Origin of the sequence: Streptomyces sp. NPDC004732 (genome assembly GCF_040609235.1) — a bacterium.
Classification (GTDB): Bacteria; Actinomycetota; Actinomycetes; order Streptomycetales; family Streptomycetaceae; genus Streptomyces.
On the sequence record NZ_JBEXJR010000009.1, the window covers coordinates 318,482 to 331,539 of the forward strand.

Annotated in this window: 11 protein-coding genes; all 11 read right to left on the reverse strand. The window is 72.1% G+C overall.

The window, feature by feature from the left end; all coding sequences use genetic code 11:
* Positions 1-144 precede the first annotated feature (144 nt).
* The 11 genes from ABZV77_RS28085 to ABZV77_RS28135 all read right to left on the reverse strand — a co-directional run bounded on the left by ABZV77_RS28085 (position 145) and on the right by ABZV77_RS28135 (position 13,050).
* Positions 145-501, reverse strand: a complete 357-nt coding sequence (locus ABZV77_RS28085; protein WP_356262357.1) for an MmcQ/YjbR family DNA-binding protein — start codon at positions 499-501, stop codon at positions 145-147.
* Complete coding sequence (locus ABZV77_RS28090) at positions 498-1,808, reverse strand: hemolysin family protein (RefSeq protein WP_356262360.1); 1,311 nt, start codon at positions 1,806-1,808, stop codon at positions 498-500. The genes ABZV77_RS28085 and ABZV77_RS28090 overlap by 4 nt, the downstream gene beginning before the upstream one ends.
* A gap of 4 nt (positions 1,809-1,812) precedes the next feature.
* Positions 1,813-2,310: an rRNA maturation RNase YbeY gene (gene ybeY / locus ABZV77_RS28095; RefSeq protein WP_356262363.1), complete on the reverse strand. Its 498-nt coding sequence runs from the start codon at positions 2,308-2,310 to the stop codon at positions 1,813-1,815.
* Positions 2,311-2,322: 12 nt separating this feature from the next.
* Complete coding sequence (locus tag ABZV77_RS28100) at positions 2,323-3,339, reverse strand: PhoH family protein (protein WP_356262366.1); 1,017 nt, start codon at positions 3,337-3,339, stop codon at positions 2,323-2,325.
* 136 nt (positions 3,340-3,475) lie between these two features.
* Complete coding sequence (locus tag ABZV77_RS28105) at positions 3,476-4,579, reverse strand: PfkB family carbohydrate kinase (protein ID WP_356262369.1); 1,104 nt, start codon at positions 4,577-4,579, stop codon at positions 3,476-3,478.
* A 54-nt stretch (positions 4,580-4,633) separates the two neighbouring features.
* On the reverse strand, positions 4,634-5,938 hold the full coding sequence (locus tag ABZV77_RS28110; protein WP_356262371.1) for a glucarate dehydratase family protein: 1,305 nt from the start codon (positions 5,936-5,938) through the stop codon (positions 4,634-4,636).
* 59 nt (positions 5,939-5,997) lie between these two features.
* Positions 5,998-7,185 carry a macrolide family glycosyltransferase gene (locus ABZV77_RS28115; RefSeq protein WP_356262374.1) on the reverse strand — a complete coding sequence of 396 codons (1,188 nt, stop codon included), beginning with the start codon at positions 7,183-7,185 and terminating at the stop codon, positions 5,998-6,000.
* Positions 7,186-7,353: 168 nt separating this feature from the next.
* Entirely contained in the window at positions 7,354-8,355 is a 1,002-nt protein-coding gene (locus ABZV77_RS28120) for an adenosine deaminase (RefSeq protein ID WP_356262377.1), read from the reverse strand.
* A 31-nt stretch (positions 8,356-8,386) separates the two neighbouring features.
* Positions 8,387-9,292, reverse strand: coding sequence for a ribonuclease Z (locus ABZV77_RS28125; protein WP_356262380.1), 906 nt, complete (start codon positions 9,290-9,292; stop codon positions 8,387-8,389).
* Positions 9,293-9,307: 15 nt separating this feature from the next.
* Positions 9,308-9,661 (reverse strand): histidine triad nucleotide-binding protein, encoded by a 354-nt coding sequence (locus ABZV77_RS28130; RefSeq protein ID WP_356262382.1) that lies wholly within the window; start codon positions 9,659-9,661, stop codon positions 9,308-9,310.
* 86 nt (positions 9,662-9,747) lie between these two features.
* Positions 9,748-13,050 (reverse strand): S41 family peptidase, encoded by a 3,303-nt coding sequence (locus ABZV77_RS28135; RefSeq protein WP_356262384.1) that lies wholly within the window; start codon positions 13,048-13,050, stop codon positions 9,748-9,750.
* Positions 13,051-13,058: the final 8 nt, after the last annotated feature.

A 13,058-nucleotide genomic window follows, 5' to 3' on the forward strand; every position in this document is an offset into this window, starting at 1 on the left:
TTTCCACTCCGAGTTCCTTGGCCGGCAGCCCGGAGTGGGAGCGTTTCGGATCCGCCTGTCACTCCATTCTGCCTGTCCCACCACCCCTATGGCGAGGGCCTGTTGGGACACTTCGCCGGAAGCACTCCCGGCCGCGCGCGCCCCTCAGGGGCGGTCGAGCCGCAGCCGCTCCGCCCGCGGCAGACCCGCGACCACCAAGTCGTACGAATCCTCGATGAGCTCCCGGACCTGCCGGTCGGGAAGCCCGCCGTCGACCGTCACCGTGTTCCAGTGGCGCTTGTTCATGTGCCAGCCCGGCACGATCTCCGGGTGCGCGGCCCGCAGCCGGTCGGCGATGTCCGGCTCACACTTGAGGTTGACCGTGAGCGGGCGCCCGTCGAGGGCCGAGAGCGCGAACATCTTCCCGGCCACCTTGAAGACCGACGTCTCCGGTGTGAAGGGGAAGTCCTCCACCGCGTCGTTGAAGGACAGACAGAACGCGCGCAGGCCCTCGGGCGTCACCCGGTCTCCCCCGCCTTCTCCGCGCCCGCCTCGGCGCCGACGGGCTCCACGAGCACCGTCATGATGCGGTTGCGGCGCCCGGCCGCGGACTCCGCGGTGAGCTTCAGCTCCCGCCCGTCCGGCAGCGCCACGACCGCGGAGGCCCCCGCGATCGGGACCCGGCCGAGCCGCTTGGCGAGGAGGCCGCCGACGGTCTCCACGTCCTCGTCGTCGAACTCGTCGAACCCGAAGAGCTCCCCGAGGTCGCCGATGTCGAGCCGCGCCGTCACGCGGTAGCAGCCGTCGTCCGCCAGCTCCTCGACGGGCGGCAGCTCCCGGTCGTACTCGTCGGTGATCTCACCGACGATCTCCTCCAGGATGTCCTCGATCGTCACGATCCCGGCCGTGCCGCCGTACTCGTCGATCACCACGGCCACGTGGTTGCGCTCCTGCTGCATCTCCCGCAGCAGATCGCCCGCGTTCTTCGTGTCGGGCACGAAGGTCGCCGGGCGCATCGCCGTCGACACCAGCTCGGACTCGCTGTCGCGGTTGATGTGCGTCTTGCGGGCCAGGTCCTTCAGATACACCATGCCGACGATGTCGTCCTCGCTCTCGCCCGTCACGGGTATCCGCGAGAAGCCGGAGCGCAGCGCGAGCGTGAGCGCCTGCCGGATGGTCTTGAAGCGCTCGATGGCGACCAGATCGGTGCGGGGCACCATGACCTCGCGGACCAGCGTGTCCCCCAGCTCGAAGACGGAGTGCACCATGCGGCGCTCCTCGTCCTCGATCAGGGACTCCTTCTCGGCGAGGTCCACCATCGCGCGCAACTCGGCCTCGGACGCGAACGGGCCGCGCCTGAAGCCCTTTCCGGGCGTGAGCGCGTTGCCGATGAGGATCAGGAGCGGTGGGATCGGGCCCATGATCCTGGCGAGCGGCAGGAGGACGTAGGCCGCGGCGGTGGCCGTGTTCAGCGGGTGCTGGCGGCCGATCGTGCGCGGGGAGACCCCCACGGCGACATAGCTGACCAGGACCATCACACCGATGGCGACGGCGAGGGCGTGCCAGGTCTCGGTGAACTCCTGGAGGCAGGCGTACGTCACCAGGGCCGCCGCGGCCATCTCGCACGCCACCCGCACGAGCAGCGCCACATTGAGATAGCGCGTCGGGTCGGCGGCGACCTGCGCGAGCTTCGCGCTGCCGCGCCGCCCGGAGCGGACCGCCTCGTCCGCGCGGAAACTGGAGACCCGGGCGATGCCCGCCTCGGCGCACGCCGCGAGCCAGGCCACGACGACCAGGGCGACCGCGCCCGCGATCAGCTGAGGATTCATGGCGCTACGAGACCGTGGGCGCCGGGGACGGGCCGGTCAGGCCCTTCTCCGCGCGCCAGCCGTCGACGATCGCGGCCTGCAGGCCGAACATCTCGGCCTTCTCGTCGGGCTCCTCGTGGTCGTACCCGAGCAGGTGGAGCACGCCGTGGACGGTGAGGAGCTGGAGCTCCTCGTCCATGGAGTGCTCCGTCGGGGCGTCCTTGCCCTGCTGGGTGGCGACCTCGGGACAGAGCACGATGTCGCCGAGGAGGCCCTGCGGGGGCTCGTCGTCGTCCTTCATGGGCGGCCGCAGCTCGTCCATGGGGAAGGACATGACGTCCGTCGGCCCCGGCAGGTCCATCCACTGGATGTGCAGCTGCTCCATGGCGTCGGTGTCCACAACGATCACCGAGAGCTCGGAGAGCGGGTGGATGCGCATCCGCGCGAGTGCGTAGCGGGCGATGTCGAGGATCGCCTGCTCGTCGACCTCGGTTCCGGATTCGTTGTTGACGTCGATCGACATGGTGGTGCTGGTCTACTTCCCGTCGCGGCTGTCGTGCTTCTCGTACGCGTCGACGATACGGCCGACCAGCTTGTGCCGGACGACATCCTGGGAGGTGAGCCGCGAGAAGTGGATGTCCTCCACGCCGTCGAGGATCTTCTGCACCTCGCGCAGACCGCTCTTGGTGCCACCGGGCAGGTCGACCTGGGTGACGTCACCGGTGATGACGATCTTCGAGTCGAAGCCGAGCCGGGTCAGGAACATCTTCATCTGCTCGGCGCTCGTGTTCTGCGCCTCGTCGAGGATGATGAACGCGTCGTTCAGCGTCCTGCCGCGCATGTACGCGAGCGGGGCGACCTCGATGGTGCCCGCGGCCATCAGGCGCGGGATCGAGTCCGGGTCGAGCATGTCGTGCAGGGCGTCGTAGAGCGGGCGGAGATACGGGTCGATCTTCTCGTACAGGGTGCCGGGCAGGAAGCCGAGCCGCTCGCCCGCCTCGACCGCGGGGCGGGTCAGGATGATGCGGTTGACCTGCTTGGACTGCAGGGCCTGCACGGCCTTGGCCATGGCGAGGTACGTCTTTCCCGTACCTGCCGGGCCGATCCCGAAGACGATGGTGTGCTTGTCGATCGCGTCGACGTACCGCTTCTGGTTCAGGGTCTTGGGGCGGATGGTGCGGCCGCGGGACGAGAGGATGTTCTGCGTGAGGACCTCGGCAGGGGTCTCCTCCGTGCCGTTGCCGTTCTCGTCCGCCCTCAGCATGGCGATCGAGCGTTCCACTGCGTCCTCCGTCATCGGCTGACCGGTGCGGAGCACCAGCATCATCTGGTCGAACAAGCGCTGGATGAGGGCGACTTCGTGGGCGCTGCCCACGGCGCTGATCTCATTGCCCCGGACGTGGATGTCGGCCGCCGGGAAGGCCTTCTCGATCACCCGCAGCAGGGCGTCGCCGGAGCCGAGAACCGTCACCATCGGATGGTTGGCCGGGACGGTGAAGTGGGCTCGGGCCCGGTCCTGCGCGTCGGTGTGAGTCGTGGGTGTCTGAGTCATGGGCCGGCTCTGAAGGCCTGCTCATCCTCCTCGTGCGGGGCTTGGTGGCCGCTCGACAGCCTTGCTCCCCCAAGAGTACGACGCGGCACGGTACTGGCCGTAGGCCTTTTCCACCCCTCGCTCCCGGCTCTTTCCGCTACGCGGACCGGAAGCCGATCGTCGGCACGGCCCTGCGGAGCGGCCACGGGCGGCTCGCGGCCGGCAGCAGGGACTGCAGGAAGGCGTAGCGCCGCAGCGCCAGGGGGTCCTGGTCGTCGAACTCGCGGATCCGGCGCCACCACGCGCCCACTTCCGCCCACCCCGGCGCGGACAGGGAGCCGCCGAACTCCTGGACGGAGAGCGCCGCCGTCAGGCCCGCGAAGGCGAGCCGGTCGGCGAGCGGCCACTCCGCGAGCGTCCCGGTGACGAATCCGGCGACGAAGACGTCTCCCGCGCCGGTGGGGTCGAGCGCCTCGACCTCGATGGCGGGCACCTCTGCCGTCTCGCCGGTCCGGCCGTCCACCGCGTACGCCCCCTCCGAGCCGAGCGTCACTACGGCCAGCGGCACGTGCTCGGTGAGGGCCCGTGCCGCCGCGCGCGGGCAGGACGTGCGGGTGTACCGCATCGCCTCCTCCGCGTTCGGCAGGAACGCCTCGCAGTGCTCCAGGTCGGCGAGGCCCGCCAGGTCCCACCGCCCGGTGTCGTCCCAGCCGACGTCGGCGAAGATCCGGGTGCCGCTGCGCGCGGCCTGCGCGATCCAGGGGGCGCGGGTGCCGGGCGTCAGGGAGGCGACGGCGGCACGCGCGCGTGGCGGGCACTCCGGGGCGCCCCCGTCCGGCGCGTCGGCGTCCGGCGGCGGCTCGTGGCCGTGGCTCACCATGGTGCGTTCGCCCTCGTACGCCATGGAGACGGTCACCGGCGAGTGCCAGCCGGGCACGGTGCGTGACGGGGTCAGGTCGATGCCCTCCCCCTGTTCGAGGGCGTCCCAGCAGTACTCGCCGTAGTGGTCGTCCCCGAAGGCCGCGGCGAGCGACGTGTGCAGGCCGAGGCGGGCGAGGGCGGTCGCCATGTTGGCGACGCCCCCGGGGCTCGACCCCATGCCGCGGGCCCAGGACTCGGTTCCGCGCACCGGCGCGGAGTCGAGCCCGGTGAAGATGATGTCGAGGAAGACCGTGCCGGTGAGGTAGACGTCGCAGGCCGGATCCCCGGCTCTGCGGGCCGCCTTCAGCGGGTCGACGGTGGGCTGTACGGGTACGACCATGCAGGCAACGTAACGGACGATGCCTGTCGGGGCTCGCGGTTACCGGCCGTGGACCTACCAGCGTGGCACGGCCGGAGTCGTCCATCCCGGGTCGGCCACCCGCATCGCCGCCGCGTCGTCGCGCTCCCGCAGCGCCCGGAAGTCGTCGTCGAGCCAGCGCGCATGCAGGGCGGCGAGCTTGTCGCGGTCGAGTTCGACGCCGAGGCCGGGGGTGTCGGTGACGGCGACCTTCCCTCCGGTGAACCGCAGCCGGGAGGTCAGGACGTCCTCGGCCTGCCACGGGTAGTGCGAGTCGCAGGCGTGTTCCAGGCCGGGGACGGTGGCCGCCACGTGGGTCATCGCGGCCAGGCTGATCCCCAGGTGGGTGTTGGAGTGCATGGATACGCTGACGCCGAACGTCCGGCAGACCGCGGCCAGTTCCCTGGTGCGCCGCAGCCCTCCCCAGTAGTGGTGGTCGGAGAGCACCACCTGCACGGCGTTCTTCGCGAAGGCCTCCGGTATCTCCTCGAAGGTCGTCACGCACATGTTCGTGGCGAGCGGCACCCGGGTGCCCGCGGCGACCTCCGCCATCGCGGGGGTGCCGAGCGCGGGGTCCTCCAGGTATTCGAGTACGTCGCCGAGGTCCGCGGCGACCTTCAGCGAAGTCTCCACGGACCAGGCGCCGTTGGGGTCGAGCCGCAGCGGCCTGCCGGGGAACGCCTCGGCCAGGGCGCGGATCGCGGCCGCCTCCTCGTCGGGCGGGAAGACGCCGCCCTTGAGCTTGAAGGAGGTGAAGCCGTACCGCTCGGTGAAGAGCCGGGCCTGGGCGACGATCCCGGCGGGGTCGAGCGCGGCGCCCCACCCCTCGTCCGGCTCGCTCGCGACACCCGCCGGATGCCCGGCCCACTTGTAGAACAGGTACGCGCTGTACTCCACGGCGTCGCGCACCTTGCCGCCGAGCAGCGCGTGGACGGGCAGCCCTAGGGTCTTGCCGAGGGCATCCAGGCAGGCGACCTCGAAGCCGGAGACGACGGAGAGCCGCAGTTTGTCGGCGGTCTGCACGCCGCGCAGACCGCCGACGTCCACGGAGTCGTCGACCCGCGCGGCGTCCACGGCCACGTCGTCCGCGAGTGTGAACAGCCCGTTCAGATCGGACGTGTCGTGCCCGACGAGCCGCCCGGCGAGGGGCCGGGCGAGCTCCAGGTACTTCGAGTCCCCGTACGTCTCCCCTATTCCGGTCACACCCCCCGCCGTGACCACCTCGATGATCAGGCGGGGGGTGTAGGGCTGATGCACGCCCTGGGTGTTGAGGAGCGGCGGATCGGCGACGAGGACGGGCGTGAGACGGACGTCCGCGATGACGAGACTCTGTCCATACATGAGAACGGAGACTAGGTACGCGAACGTTGACCGTCAATGGTGCGCACGCCCGCGGAGTGCTAGAGCTCCGCCTCGATCAGGTCAGCCGCACGCCGGGCCCCGCCCTCGGCGCGGGCCGCCGCCTTCAACTCGGCGGACCTGCGGGCGACATCGGGGTCGGAGGTCAGCCCGAGCAGCGCCGAACGCAGCGTCTGCGCCGTCGCGTCCGCCGTGTCGACGCGGCGGGCCACCCCGAGCTCCACCAGCCGGTCCGCGTTCATCGGCTGCTCCGCGCCCTGCGGCACGGCGATCATCGGCACACCGGCGAAGAGGCCTTCACCGCTGCTGCCCATGCCCGCATGGGTGACGAAGGCATCGGCCTGTTCAAGCACGGCCACCTGCGGCACCCAGGAACGGACTTCGACGTTCCGCGGAACATCGCCGCCCAGCTCCGCGGGATCCACGTGCTTGCCGATCTGCAGCACGACGTGCCACCCGGGCAGGTCCCCGAACGCGGCCACGCACTGCCGGTAGAACTCCGGCTGCACGGTGTACGCCGAACCGAGCGAGACCAGGAGCACCTTCTCCGCGCCCGCGGGCCGCGTCCAGGTGTCCCGCCGCGCACGGTCGCCGAGGCAGGGCCCGACGAAGTCGACCCGCGCGGGGTCGACGGTGTCGGCGTGGGGCTGCATGGCCCGCGGGATGGTGGCGAGGGCCCGCGGCGGCACGCCGGAGAACTCCCCGACGTCCAGCGTGGTGGCCCCGCACCCGGCGAGCCACTCCTTGAACCGGGCCTCCAGGGCGTCGGCGCCCGGCAGTTGGGCGAGGTGCGCGCCGACCTCCTCCTGATAGCTGCCCCAGGCCACGAAGGTCGGCGACAGCTGCACGACGGGCCGCCCCTGCGCCTCGGCGAGCGCACGGGCGACGTACGCGCCGATGTCGTACAGATACAGGTCCGCGGGGTCGTCGTCGTACGCCGCGTGGAGCTGCGGGAGCACCGCCATCGCGTCGTCGAGGAAGAGGGCGCTGGCCTCGATCGGGTCCTCGGGCCAGATGTTGTCGCGGAACGGGAGCGTCGAGGTGTACGCGACGAGTTCGGCGCCCGTGGGCTCGATGAGACCGGCGGTCGCGGGGTCGTTGGCGTACGTCACGCGGTGGCCGCGCGCCACCAGCTCACGGATGATCTCCAGGCCGGGCAGCACGTGGCTGACCATCGGGACGCCGACCATGGCGATATGGGCACGGCGGCGTGAGGGTCGGGATGACATGGGAGTTCTCCTGGTGCAGAAGCTACGGATGAGGACACGGCGGCCCCACGCCTCGGCCCCGGGCACGGTCGGTGACGCATGCGGGGCGGGCGGGGGCCGAAAGGGCCGTGTCAGCCGTAGATCTGCGCGAAGGAGTCCATGCCGGGACCCTAACCCCGGCGCCGACGGTCAGTCGAACGAATAAGCCTCGACCTCGGCGATGTACCGCGCCCGCAGCGCCTCGTCCGCCGCGTCCCGGTCGAGGAAGGCCGCCTCGAAGGAGTTCCTGGCCAGGGTGCGCAGCCGCTCCTCGTCGAGTCCGAGCGCCTCGCGCACGGCAAGGAAGTTGTCGTCGGCGTACCCGCCGAAGTAGGCCGGGTCGTCGGAGTTGACCGTGCACATGAGTCCGGCGTCCAGCATCTGCGGCAGCGGGTGGTCCGCCAGGACGTCGATGGTGCGCAGCCGGACGTTGGAGAGCGGGCAGAGCGTGAGCGGGACGCGGTCGCGGACCAGACGCTCCACCAGTGCCGGGTCCTCCATGCAGCGCAGCCCGTGGTCGATGCGCTCGACGCCGAGGATGTCGAGGGCCTCCGTGATGTACGCGGGCGGGCCCTCCTCCCCCGCGTGGGCGACGAGCCTCAGGCCGCGGGCGGCGGCCGCCTCGTACACCTTCCGGAACTTGGCGGGCGGGTGGCCGACCTCGGCCGAGTCCAGGCCGATGCCGATGATGCGGTGGAGGTGGGGCTCGGCGGCCGTCAGCGTCTCCAGCGCGGAGTCGGCGGACTTGTCGCGCAGGAAGCACATGATGAGGCGCGTGGAGATGCCGTGCCGCTCCTCGCTGCGGTCCAGGGCGCGGGCGAGGCCCTCGACGACGGTGCCGATGGGGACGCCGCGTGCCGTGTGCGCCTGCGGGTCGAAGAAGATCTCCGCGTGCCGGACGCCCTGTTCGGCGGCGCGGGCGAGGTAGGCGTCCGCGAGTTCCTCGAAGTCGGCCTCGGTGCGCAGCACGGCCATGAGGCTGTAGTAGAGGTTCAGGAAGGTCTGGAGGTCGTCGAAGAGGTAGGCCTTGCGGAGCTCTTCGGTGTCGGCGTAGGGCAGCTCGACGCCGTTGCGCGCGGCGAGTGCGAAGGCGAGCTCGGGTTCGAGGGTGCCTTCGATGTGGAGGTGGAGTTCGGCCTTGGGGATCGGCATGGTGCGGTCTCGCTCAGTTCTGTGGTGGTACTCAGGTGCGTTTGGGCAGGGGGACGCGCAACAGGTCGCGGGCGACGGTGAGTTCACCGTCGAAACCGGCGGCGCGGGCCTGTCTCTCGTAGGCGTCCGGGTCGGGGTAGCGCTGGCTGAAGTGGGTGAGGACGAGGTGGCGCACGCCCGCGTCCAGGGCGACGCGGGCGGCCTGGCCCGCGGTCAGGTGGCCGTGGTCGGTGGCCAGTTGTTCGTCCTCGTCGAGGAACGTCGACTCGATGACGAGCATGTCGCAGCCCTCGGCGAGCGCGTGCACGCCGTCGCAGAGCCGGGTGTCCATCACGAAGGCGAACCGCTGGCCGCGCCGGACCTCGCTGACCTCTTCGAGGGTGACGCCGCCGAGGCTGCCCTCCTTCTGCAGCCGTCCGACGTCCGGCCCCTTGATGCCGTGCTCGGCGAGCAGCTTCGGCAGCATCCGGCGCCCGTCGGGCTCGGTGAGGCGGTAGCCGTACGACTCGACGGGGTGGGAGAGCTTCATCGCGTCGAGGGTGTACGAAGGGGTGACGTCCAGGGGACCGTCCGCGGCGACCGGAGCCTCGGTGAGCCGCACGGTCTCGCGGTAGGCCGTCGCGTACCGCAGCCGGTCGAAGAAGCGCTGTCCCGACGCCGGGTAGTGGGCGGTGACGGGGTGCGGGACCCGGTCGAGGTTGATGCGCTGGATCACCCCGGCCAGGCCCAGGGAGTGGTCGCCGTGGAAGTGCGTCACACAGATCCGGTGCAGGTCGTGGGCGGCGACCCCGGCGCGCAGCATCTGGCGCTGCGTGCCCTCGCCGGGGTCGAACATGATGCCCTGGCCGTCCCAAAGCAGGACGTAGCCGTTGTGGTTGCGGTGCCGGGTGGGGACCTGGCTGGCGGTGCCGAGCACCACCAGTTCACGTGCGGACAAGGAGGACGGTCCCCGCTATCCGGGCGGCCACTGGAGGCCGCGGCCGCCCAGGACGTGCGCGTGCGCGTGGAAGACGGTCTGGCCCGCGCCGGACCCCGTGTTGAAGACGATGCGGTAGCTCTCGGCCTTCTCCTCGGCGGCGACCTCGCCCGCCTCCCGCAGCACGTCCGCGGCGACCGTCGGCTCGGCGGCGGCGAGCGACGCGGCGTCCGGGTAGTGCACCTTGGGGATCACCAGGACGTGGGTCGGCGCCTGCGGGTTGATGTCGCGGAAGGCCACGGTCGTCTCGGTCTCCCGGACGACGGTCGCGGGCACCTCACCCGCGACGATCTTGCAGAACAGGCAGTCGCTTTGCGCTTCGCCCGCCATGGGCCGCCTCCTAGAACGGAACGATCAGTACGTTCGGCATGCTATCGGCCGCGTCCCTGCGGGCCGGGGCAAGGTCGTCTGGGGGGTCACTCCGCGCCCGGCAGCTCCGGGGCCGTCTTCGCCGGGTTCTCCGCCAGCGCGGCCAGCGCGATGCGGACCGCCTCGTCCAACTGCGGGTCGCGGCCCGCCGCGTAGTCGTCCGGGGTGGTGACGACCTCCACGTCCGGGTCGACCCCGTGGTTCTCGACGCCCCACCCCTCGCCCTCCAGCCAGAACGCGTACTTCGGCTGCGTCACCAGCGTCCCGTCGACCAGGTGGTAGCGGCTGTCGATGCCGATGACGCCGCCCCAGGTGCGCGTGCCCACCACCGGCCCGATGCCGAGCGCCCTGATCGCGGCGTTGACGATGTCGCCGTCGGAGCCGGAGAACTCGTTGGCGACGGCGACGACCGGGCCGCGCGGCGCGTCCATCGGATAGCTGAGCGGGCGCGAGCCCCGGGGCAGGTCCCAGCCGACGACGCGGCGCGCCAGCTTCTCCACGACGAGCTGCGAGGTGTGCCCGCCGCGGTTCTCCCTGACGTCCACGACCAGGCCCTCGCGGGCGACCTCGACGCGCAGGTCGCGGTGGATCTGCGCCCAGCCGGGCGCCTGCATGTCGGGCACGTGGAGGTAGCCGAGGCGGCCCCCCGAGTGCTCGTGGACGTACGCCCGCCGGTCGGCGACCCAGGCGTGGTATCGCAGCGGCTCCTCGTCGTCGACGGGGATCACCACGGCGTGCCGGGCGTCGCCGCCGCCGGACGGCGAGATCGTCAGCTCGACGGGCTTGCCCGCGGTGCCCACGAGCAGCGGCCCCGGTCCGGTGACCGGGTCCACGGAGCGGCCGTTGACCTCGATGACCGCGTCGCCGGTGCGGACCGCGACGCCGGGAGCGGCCAGCGGCGACTGCGCGGACGGGTCGGACGTCTCCGAGGGCAGGATCCTGCCGATGCGCCACAGGCCGTCCTCGCCGCGCGAGAGGTCCGCGCCGAGGAGCCCCTGCCGGTGCATCCCGCCCCCGCCGCCGCCCGGTGTGACGTAGGCGTGCGAGGTGCCGAGCTCGCCGTGCACCTCCCAGAGCAGGTCGACGAGGTCGTCGTGGGTGGCGACGCGGGCCAGGACGGGGCGGTAGCGCTCAAGGACGGCGCTCCAGTCGACGCCGCCCATGTCGGGGCGCCAGAAGTTGTCCCGCATGAGGCGGCCCGTCTCGTCGTACATCTGGCGCCACTCGGCGGCCGGGTCGACGGTGTGGCGGATCCGGGAGAGGTCGACGGTGATGTTCGAGTCGCTGTCCTCGTCGCCGGAGGCCCGCCGGTCGCTGGGCACGACCTTCAGCTTGCCGTCGGTCCACAGCAGGATCCGCTTGCCGTCACCGGTGACCGAGAAGTGGTCGGCGTCCGCGGCGAGTTCCTCGACGCGGTGCTGCGCGAAGTCGTACCGCTCCAGCTCGGTCCTCGGATCCGGGTCGTGCGGGGTGGCGCGGGAGGCGCCGAGGACGCCGCGCACCGGGTGCCGCAGCCAGAGCAGGCCGTCCTTCGCGGCCCGCAGCGTGCTGTAGCGGGCGGCCTCGACAGGGAACGGCACGATGCGGTCGGCGAGTCCGTCGAAGTCGATGCGGGTGACGGGGGCGCCCTCGCTGTCGGGCGTTTCCGCGCCGTCCTGCGTGTCGAAGGGCCTGCCGTGCCGCTGCGGCCCGAAGGGGGACGGCGTGGTCGCGGCGAGCGTGATCAGGTACGGCCGGGAGCCGCCGACGAAGGCGAGGTCGAAGACGTGCTCGTCGTAGACCGGGTCGAAGGCGCGGGCGGAGAGGAACGCGAGGTGCTTGCCGTCGAGGGTGAACGCGGGCGCGTAGTCGCGGAAGCGCAGCGGGGTCGCCTCGGCCACCGACAGGTCGGCGGTGTTGGCGAGCTTGAGCTGGCGCAGTGGGCGCGGCCCGGGGTGCGACCAGGCGAGCCAGGCGGAGTCGGGCGAGAAGACGAGCCCGGTGGCCTCGCCGTCGTCGCTGCGGTCGACCTCGCGGACCTCGCCGCTCTCGCGCTCGACGAGCAGCACCCGGCCGTCGTGCGAGGCGACGGCGGCGCGGGAGCCGTCCGGGGCCATGGCGAGGCCGAGGACCCGGCCGAGCTGCCCGGCGGCGAGCCTGCGCGGGGTGGCGCCGGGCGCGGGGCCGGTGGCGGGGGCGAACTCCAGGGCCTCGTCGCCCTCGGCGTCCGTGACCCAGACGACGTGCTCCTCGCCCTGTACGCGGAAGGTGCGGGGCAGTCTGGCGCGCACCCCGTGCTCGGCGGCGAGCGCGCGGGCGGGGCCTTCGCGGTGCGTCACCCAGTGCACGGAGCCGCGCACGGAGACGGCGCTGCCGCGTCCGGTGTGGTCGGGTGCGGCGGCCCCGAACCAACGGGCGGCGGCCACGGGATGCGGCTGCAGATCGGTGCGCTGCCCGCCGAGCCGCACGTCGACGCGGCGCGGCTCGGCGTCCGACAGGTCGTCCAGGAGCCAGAGTTCACCGGCGGACATGTAGACGACGCGGGTGCCGTCGGTGGCCGCGTGCCGCGCGTAGAAGTGGTCGAGCGGTGTGTGGCGGCGCAGGTCGGACCCGTCGGGCAGGGAGGAGTAGAGGGCGCCGACGCCTTCGTGGTCGGAGAGGAAGGCGATGCGCTCGCCGACGACGAGCGGATACTCGATGTTGCCGTCGAGCCCTTCGTGTACGCGTACGAAGGGAGCCGGGCCGCCCGCGCGGGGCTCCTCGCCGTCGTGGGCCTCGCCGTCGTGGGCCTCTCCGTCACCGTGCGGCGTCCCCTCACCACTGGGGCCCGCCCCGGCCCCTTCGGCGTGCCGGATCCACAACTTGCCCGCCGTGCCGCCCCGGTACCGCTTCCACCAGGCCGCCTCGCGGCCCATCGGGGCGGAGAGCAGCAGGACCCGGCCGTCGGGGCCGTGCGCGGCGTCGCCCACGATGCCGTACGGGAGCGTGGCCGCGGGGCCGCCGTCGAGCGGCACCGCCCGGGCCCAGCTGCGGCGCAGTGAGGCCTCTCCCGTCGTGCTGACCGCGAGGACCTGTCCGCCGGGGGTCCAGCCGCGCACGGCGGTGCGCCAACTCCCCCAGTACGTCAGCCTCTTGGAAGGACCGCCGTCGACGGGCGCGATGTGCACCTCGGGGGCTCCGTCGCGCGTGGAGGTCCAGGCGACGGTCGTGCCGTCGGGCGAGATCCGGGGGTGGTTCACGGGCATGTTGTCGGCGCTGACCCGCCAGGCCCGGCCCCCGTCGAGGGGCGCGACCCAGACGTCGTCCTCAGCCGTGAAGGTGATCAACTCGCCGTGGATGTGCGGGAACCGAAGGTACGCAGTCTGTGTCACACCGCCCA

Excerpts from the sequence above, each read along its gene's own strand:
- ABZV77_RS28090 (WP_356262360.1), bottom strand. The coding sequence starts at position 1,808 with ATGAATCCTCAGCTGATCGCGGGCGCGGTCGCCCTGGTCGTCGTGGCC.
- ybeY (WP_356262363.1), bottom strand. The coding sequence starts at position 2,310 with ATGTCGATCGACGTCAACAACGAATCCGGAACCGAGGTCGACGAGCAG.
- ABZV77_RS28100 (WP_356262366.1), bottom strand. The coding sequence starts at position 3,339 with ATGACTCAGACACCCACGACTCACACCGACGCGCAGGACCGGGCCCGA.
- ABZV77_RS28105 (WP_356262369.1), bottom strand. The coding sequence starts at position 4,579 with ATGGTCGTACCCGTACAGCCCACCGTCGACCCGCTGAAGGCGGCCCGC.
- ABZV77_RS28110 (WP_356262371.1), bottom strand. The coding sequence starts at position 5,938 with ATGTATGGACAGAGTCTCGTCATCGCGGACGTCCGTCTCACGCCCGTC.
- ABZV77_RS28115 (WP_356262374.1), bottom strand. The coding sequence starts at position 7,185 with ATGTCATCCCGACCCTCACGCCGCCGTGCCCATATCGCCATGGTCGGC.
- ABZV77_RS28120 (WP_356262377.1), bottom strand. The coding sequence starts at position 8,355 with ATGCCGATCCCCAAGGCCGAACTCCACCTCCACATCGAAGGCACCCTC.
- ABZV77_RS28130 (WP_356262382.1), bottom strand. The coding sequence starts at position 9,661 with ATGGCGGGCGAAGCGCAAAGCGACTGCCTGTTCTGCAAGATCGTCGCG.